The organism is Parafannyhessea sp., assembly GCF_051876455.1.
Classification (GTDB): Bacteria; Actinomycetota; Coriobacteriia; order Coriobacteriales; family Atopobiaceae; genus Parafannyhessea.
The window spans coordinates 1-6,051 of the sequence record NZ_JBJEHW010000018.1 but is presented as its reverse complement, the minus strand read 5'-3'; the positions used below and the strand labels follow the sequence as shown (position 1 = coordinate 6,051).

6 protein-coding genes are annotated in these 6,051 nt (G+C 67.9%); 4 read left to right on the top strand and 2 right to left on the bottom strand.

Annotated elements, in window-relative coordinates; all coding sequences use genetic code 11:
• The first annotated feature begins 100 nt into the window (after positions 1-100).
• The 3 genes from manA (at position 101) to ACI38Z_RS00760 (ending at position 2,456) form a co-directional block, all read left to right on the top strand.
• Entirely contained in the window at positions 101-1,033 is a 933-nt protein-coding gene (gene manA, locus ACI38Z_RS00770) for a mannose-6-phosphate isomerase, class I (RefSeq protein ID WP_439788285.1), read from the top strand.
• 83 nt (positions 1,034-1,116) lie between these two features.
• Positions 1,117-1,992: an ROK family protein gene (locus tag ACI38Z_RS00765; protein ID WP_439788284.1), complete on the top strand. Its 876-nt coding sequence runs from the start codon at positions 1,117-1,119 to the stop codon at positions 1,990-1,992.
• A gap of 179 nt (positions 1,993-2,171) precedes the next feature.
• Positions 2,172-2,456 carry a DUF1905 domain-containing protein gene (locus ACI38Z_RS00760; protein ID WP_439788283.1) on the top strand — a complete coding sequence of 95 codons (285 nt, stop codon included), beginning with the start codon at positions 2,172-2,174 and terminating at the stop codon, positions 2,454-2,456.
• A gap of 158 nt (positions 2,457-2,614) precedes the next feature.
• Here the strand turns inward: ACI38Z_RS00760 and ACI38Z_RS00755 are convergent, their stop codons facing one another.
• Positions 2,615-3,403: a TIGR00730 family Rossman fold protein gene (locus ACI38Z_RS00755; RefSeq protein ID WP_439788282.1), complete on the bottom strand. Its 789-nt coding sequence runs from the start codon at positions 3,401-3,403 to the stop codon at positions 2,615-2,617.
• A gap of 286 nt (positions 3,404-3,689) precedes the next feature.
• On the opposite strand from ACI38Z_RS00755, the gene ACI38Z_RS00750 reads away from it, so the two are divergent.
• The gene (locus ACI38Z_RS00750; protein WP_439788281.1) at positions 3,690-4,379 is read left to right on the top strand and encodes a Crp/Fnr family transcriptional regulator; all 690 of its coding nucleotides are present in this window, start codon (positions 3,690-3,692) and stop codon (positions 4,377-4,379) included.
• A gap of 21 nt (positions 4,380-4,400) precedes the next feature.
• Here the strand turns inward: ACI38Z_RS00750 and ACI38Z_RS00745 are convergent.
• A partial coding sequence (locus tag ACI38Z_RS00745; protein WP_439788280.1) for an LTA synthase family protein occupies positions 4,401-6,051 on the bottom strand: 1,651 nt, incomplete at its 5' end.

Here is a 6,051-nt window from a genome sequence, read left to right as displayed (position 1 = left end):
GCAAGCAGGTGCCGGCGCCTGCCGCGTCCCGTGACGGAAAGGACCATCAATGGAGAAGAACTAGGGCACGGGGGCGCAGCCGCTCCTCTTCCCGAAGCCGGTGTTCCACAACAAGAGCTGGGGTGGCCGCTACCTGCATGACAAGTACGGCTACGACATCCCGGACGGCGACGTGGGGGAGTGCTGGGCCATCAGCGCGCACCCCAACGGTGACTGCACCATCGAGGGCGGCCCGTACGGCGGCCGCACCCTGAGCGACCTGTGGGAAAGTGAGCACGAGCTCTTTGGCGACGCCAAGGGCGACCGCTTCCCGCTGCTCATCAAGATCCTGGACGCGCGCCAGAACCTCAGCGTGCAGGTGCACCCGGACGACGCCTACGCCGCCGAGCACGAGAACGGCAGCCTGGGCAAGCGCGAGTGCTGGTACGTGCTCGACTGCAAGCCGGGTGCCACGATCGTGGTGGGCCAGCGCGCGCACGACCGCGCCGAGTTCGCCAAGATGGTCGAGGAGGGCCGCTGGGACGACCTCCTGTACAGCGTGCCCATCAAGCGCGGCGACTTCTTCATGATCGAGCCGGGCACCATCCACGCCATCCAGGCGGGGACGGTGGTGCTCGAGACCCAGCAGTCGAGCGACGTCACGTACCGCGTGTACGACTACGACCGCGTCCAGGCGGACGGCACCAGGCGCGAGCTGCACATCCCGCAGACGCTCGACGTGGTCGACTTCGACCTGCCGCTTCCCAAGAGCGGCGACGTCACGGCGCCCGAGAAGGACGGCGTGACCGTGCTGGGAACGTGCCCCAACTTCGAGGTGGAGCGCGTGCGCGTTGCCGCGGGCTCCCCGGCGCGCGTGCCGCAGACGCACGACTTCATGTGCGTGTCCGTGGTGCACGGCAAGGGCGGCAGGGTCACCACGCCCGCGGGCAGCTGGGACCTCAGGCTGGGCTCCCACTTCGTGGCGCCCGCGGGTTCCGGCGACCTCGAGTTCGAGGGCGACATGGAGCTCATCGTGAGCTGGCCTGAGGGCTAGCGCGCGGCAACGTACGGCGGCGGGCCGCCCGCAGGCGCGGCGGCCCGGACAGTGAATGAGGCATCGGGCGAGAGGAGCGCACCATGACCGTGCGCATCGGCATCGACATCGGCGGCACGCAGCTTCGCGTGGCCGCATTGGACGAGAAGGGCAACATCCTCAAGAGGGAGGCCTTCCCCAACGTCCACAGCGCGGGCCCCGAGGAGAACCTCGGCAGGCTCGTGGAAGCCATCGAGGGGTGGGGCCTCGACTACGAGGGCATCGGCATCGGCTGTCCCGGGCCGCTCGACTTCGAGAAGGGCCAGATCCTGACCCCGCCGAACCTTCCCGGCTGGGAGGGCTTCCCCGTGGCGGACTTCTTCCGGAGGCGTTGCGACCACCCGTGCCACCTCAACAACGACGCCAACGTCGCGGGCCTGGCAGAGGCCCTCGTGGGCGCGGGCAGGAACTTCTCGTCCGTGGTGTACATCACGGTGTCTACCGGCGTGGGCGCGGCGTACGTGGTGGACGGCAAGATCGTGGGCGGGGCGCACTCGCTCGCGACCGAGGTCTTCAACATGATCGTGTGCGACGCGCCGGTCGCGCGCCCGGGCATGAACCCCGGCGCCCTGGAGGACCAGAGCTCGGGCACGGCCATCGCGCGCATGGCGACCGAGCGCATGGGCCGCGAGGTGACGGCGCCGGCAGTGTTCGCGCTGGCTGACGCCGGAAACGCGGACGCGATCGCCGTGATCGACCACGCCGCGGAGTGTCTGGCGCGCGGCGTCAACAACATCAACGCGGTCGTCGACCCGGACGTCTTCGTCTTTGGCGGGTCGGTCGCGCTCAAGAACCCCGCGTTTCTCGACATGGTGTACCAGAAGGCGAAGGGCTACGTGCTCGACCCGGACGCGCTGCTCTTCTGCGAGGCGACGTGCGGTGACGACGCCGGCCTCGTTGGAGCGTCGCTCCTGGTGTAGGCGGGGTTCCGGCTGACGTGCCGCCCCGGGCGGCGGCTGACATCGCGATTGAGGCCCCCGAATGCCAAAAACTTTTTTGGCATTCGGGGGTCAATTCGTCTACCTGCGGTTTCTCAAAATGAGGGGTCTTCCAAAAACGGATTTGGTATCGTCTGCGGTAGCGAGGAGGGGGGATAGCCATGTGCAAGCGATACGAATACGACGCGACCATCCGTGCGGCGGACCGTCCGGGCGGCGCGTACGTGGCCTTCCCGTGGAACGTGCGCGAGGAATTCGGGAGCGGCCGCGCGAAGGTGCATGCCACGTTCGACGGCGTGCCGTACGACGGCAGCGTGGTCAACATGGGCGTGAGTAACGAGGACGGGAGCGTCTGCTACGTCATCGGCATCCTCAAGGCGATCCGCCAGCGGCTCGGCAAGGGGCCGGGGGACGTCGTGCACGTGGTCGTGACCGAGCGGGAGTGACGCAACTGCTGGCCCCAGATCGCAAAACGTGATGTGCGACCTGGTGGTTCAGGCAGTTTACCAGCGCAAACGCAAAAAAAGGGCGGCATCGCAAAACGTGATTTGCGATGCCGCCGCGCCGTTCGGTTCCGTCTGGCTATGGTTCCTCGGCCCGCGCCCTACGCGCCCTCGAGCTGGCTCAGCGCGATGCTCGCGGCCTCCACGGGGTCGTCCGTGATCTTGAAGAGCCTCAGGTCCTCGGCCGAGATGTTGCCCTCGGCCAGCATGGAGTCGCGCAGCCAGTCGAAGAGCCCCTCCCAGTAGCTGCGGCCAAACAGCGCGATGGGAATCTTGGGCGACTTGCCCGTCTGCACCAGCGTCAGCTCCTCGAAGGCCTCGTCCAGCGTGCCAAAGCCGCCCGGGAAGATGATCGAGCCCGACGAGTACTTCATGAACATGGTCTTCCGCACGAAGAAGTAGCGGAAGTTCATGCCGAGGTTGACCCACCCGTTGAGCGCCTGCTCGTGGGGAAGCTCGATGCCCAGGCCCACGGAGCTGCCGCCCACCTCGGCCGCGCCGCGGTTGGCGGCCTCCATGATGCCGGGGCCGCCGCCCGTGATGACGGCGACGCCCTGCTGCGCCACCAGCTGGCCGCACTTGCGGGCGGCCGCGTAGTAGGGGTCGTCCTCGCCGGTGCGCGCCGAGCCAAAGATGCTCACCGCGGGGCCTATCTCCGCAAGCGCGCCAAAGCCGTCCACGAACTCCGCCTGGATGCGGAGCACGCGCCACGGGTCCGTGTGCAGCCACGACGTGTCCGCGCTGGGGGTCAGGAGGTGCTGGTTCGTGGTGTCCTTGGGCACCATCTTGCCGCGCATGATGACGGGTCCGCGGTGGTAGACGGGCACCTCCGCCTGCGGCTCCCTGCCAAGGTCCCTGTTCTTCTCGTCCGTGTTGTCCTTGCCCTGCATGGGCCCTCTTTTCTGTCATGCCCGCCGGTCGACGGGCCGTTTCGCGTTTATGCGTCGCGCCACGGCGACGTGGGAAAGTCTAGTGCCCCGGGCGGGCGACCCGCGTCGCCTGGGGCGTGGCTTACCAATGCGTAATGTACCCATGACGTGGCTTGCTCTTTTGTGCCGCGACGGCTACCGTTGGGTTGTTGCAATGGCAACGCCTTGCGTGACACACGGCGGGCGCAAGGGCACGCGGGCGAGAAGGACGCGGCGCCGTCCACGCGGGCGCCGGCTGGGGGGCACGATGGACATTCGGAAGCGCTACGAGCACTGCATCGACACCCTGGCGGCGGGGCCGCTCTTCAGGGGCATACCGCGCGACGACATCCCGCGGATGCTCGTCCTGATGCGCGGGAGGTGCCACACCTTCCAGCGCGACGACGTGATCCAGCCGTTTGGCGAGCCGTTCCGCCTGGTGGGCATCCCCATGTCCGGCGAGGTCGAGGGCTCGTTTGACAGCGAGCGCTACGACCACGTGAGCGTGCGGCGCTTCACGGTGGGCGACATCTTTGGCGCGGCCTTCGCGTGCGCGGAGGTGGACTCGAGCCCCATCGAGCTCGTGGCGCTCTGCAAGTCTGAGGTGGTGCTGCTGGACGTGCGGCCGCTCTGGGAGGCGGAGGACCCGTCGGGCGAGGTGGTGACGCTCCTGGGGAACCTGCTGCGCATCGTGTCGACCCAGAGCGTGTTCCTCAACCGCAAGGTCAGGATCCTGGGGCAGAGGAGCCTGCGCGACCGCCTTGTGGTGTACCTGCGCGAGCTGCCCGCCAACGCGGACGGCTGGGTGCGCGTGCCCATGTCGCAGACGGCGCTGGCGCAGTTCATAGGCGCCAACAGGAGCGCGATGTCGCGCGAGCTGGGACGCATGGAGGACGACGGCGTGCTGGAGCGCGACGGCAACCGCATGCGCCTGAGCGACGACGTGTGGCGGCCCTAGGCCGGGGCATCTGGCGCGACCCTAGTTGACGATGCTCCCGAACCTGAGGTAGTTGACGTAGGCCATCATGCTGTCCATGTGCCTGGCGGCGCTGGAGTTCTTGGTCTGGCTGGGCGAGGCGATGGTCTCGTCGTCCGCGTCCGTGAACTCGTGCCAGTTGCCCTTGGCGTCCTGGTAGCCGATGAGGCTCAGTATGGGGAGGCTCCTGCGGGATGCGAGGTTGGCCTCCTGGCGCCTGCTGATGGGCGCGCCCAGCTGGTACATGAGCTCGTCTCCCAGCGCGCTCACGGGAAGGTCCTCGGTCTCGCCCGTCTGGCCGTTTCCGGCGACGTCGTAGTTTGCCCACATGAAGTACGTGGTGTGGTACATGCGCTCCGCGATCTGGATGGACGACTCGTCCTCGTAGCCCAGCGTGGCATAGGGGCTGGCGGGCTTTGGCTGGTGGTCGCCAAAGAAGAGCACCGCAACGGGGCGGTCGAGCTTCTTGACCTCGCCCAGGAACCACTCGATGGCGCGGTCGGACTCCGTGGCGCAGGACAGGTACTCGTTCAGCATGAAGTTGTCGGAGGTGCTGGCGCCCTCGGGCTCGTAGTCGAGCTCGTCGGCCGTGGGGATGGTGCCCGTGGTGAAGGGCCCGTGGTTCTGCATCGTGACGGTGTGGATGAACTCGGGCGTGGAGCCCTTCTTGAGCAGGGAGAGGATCTTCTGGTACGTGGCGCGGTCGCTCACGTAGCCGTTGTGGTAGGTCTGAGCGCCCTGGAAGTCGTCGATGGAGTAGAACCTGTCGAAGCCCATCTGCTCGTACACGCGCTTGCGGTCCCAGTTGGTGGCCTGGTTGGGGTGGATGGCGTACGTCTTGTAGCCGAGGGCCGCAAACTGGCGCGGCATGCACGGCACCTTGGTGAAGTCCCACTGTGTGTAGGGATACTTGTTGGCGCCCAGGTAGTGCAGGTTGACGCCGCAGAGCGCCTCGAACTCCGAGTTGCAGGTGCCGCCGCCAAAGATGGAGGTGTACGAGTCGCCGTGGAGCAGCGCGTCCGTGAGGCCCGTCTTCACGAACGTGGGGCCCGCGTAGCCGGCCTCGCTGATTGACTTGTAGACCGAGAGGTCCGAGAAGGACTCGTTCATGATTACGACCACCGTCGGGCGCTTCTTCTTGAACTGGGTCACGGCCGCCTTGCGCGCGGCGCCCGAGTCTGTTGAGGCCCCCGTGCCGAGGCGCTTGGCATACTGGGCGACCAGGTCCTTCTCGACCGCCTTGGCGTCGGAGTCGTTGTAGTTGGCGGGCACGGGGATGAGGCGGGCCTGGAACTCCTTCACGAAGCAGGGGAAGAAGCCCTGGCGAGAAGTGCTGTACATCGAGTTCCAGTGGTTGAGGCTGACCCCGAAGTCAGCCCCGTAGCCGGGGATGGTCACGAAGGCCGTGAGGCCGCCCAGGCTGAGGAGGCCGAGTGCGGTGCGCCTTGTGGCGGGGCGCTCGAACGCCCGCTGGAGCGCGGAGCCGGCTCCCGCGTCCCCGGTAGTGGCAGCGGCGGTGCCGGCGGGGGAGGCCGCCGGCGCGGCGTGGCGCGCGACGGGCTTGGCCGCGGGCGCCGCCTTGCGTGCCGGCGCGAGGCGCACGAGGTAGGCCGCGCAGGCGATGCCCGCCGCCGCGTAGCCCAGGGCCCGGGCC

Coding starts and splice junctions, on each gene's coding strand:
- ACI38Z_RS00760 (WP_439788283.1), top strand. CDS start 2,172: ATGTGCAAGCGATACGAATACGACGCGACCATCCGTGCGGCGGACCGT.
- ACI38Z_RS00750 (WP_439788281.1), top strand. CDS start 3,690: ATGGACATTCGGAAGCGCTACGAGCACTGCATCGACACCCTGGCGGCG.
- ACI38Z_RS00755 (WP_439788282.1), bottom strand. CDS start 3,403: ATGCAGGGCAAGGACAACACGGACGAGAAGAACAGGGACCTTGGCAGG.
- ACI38Z_RS00765 (WP_439788284.1), top strand. CDS start 1,117: ATGACCGTGCGCATCGGCATCGACATCGGCGGCACGCAGCTTCGCGTG.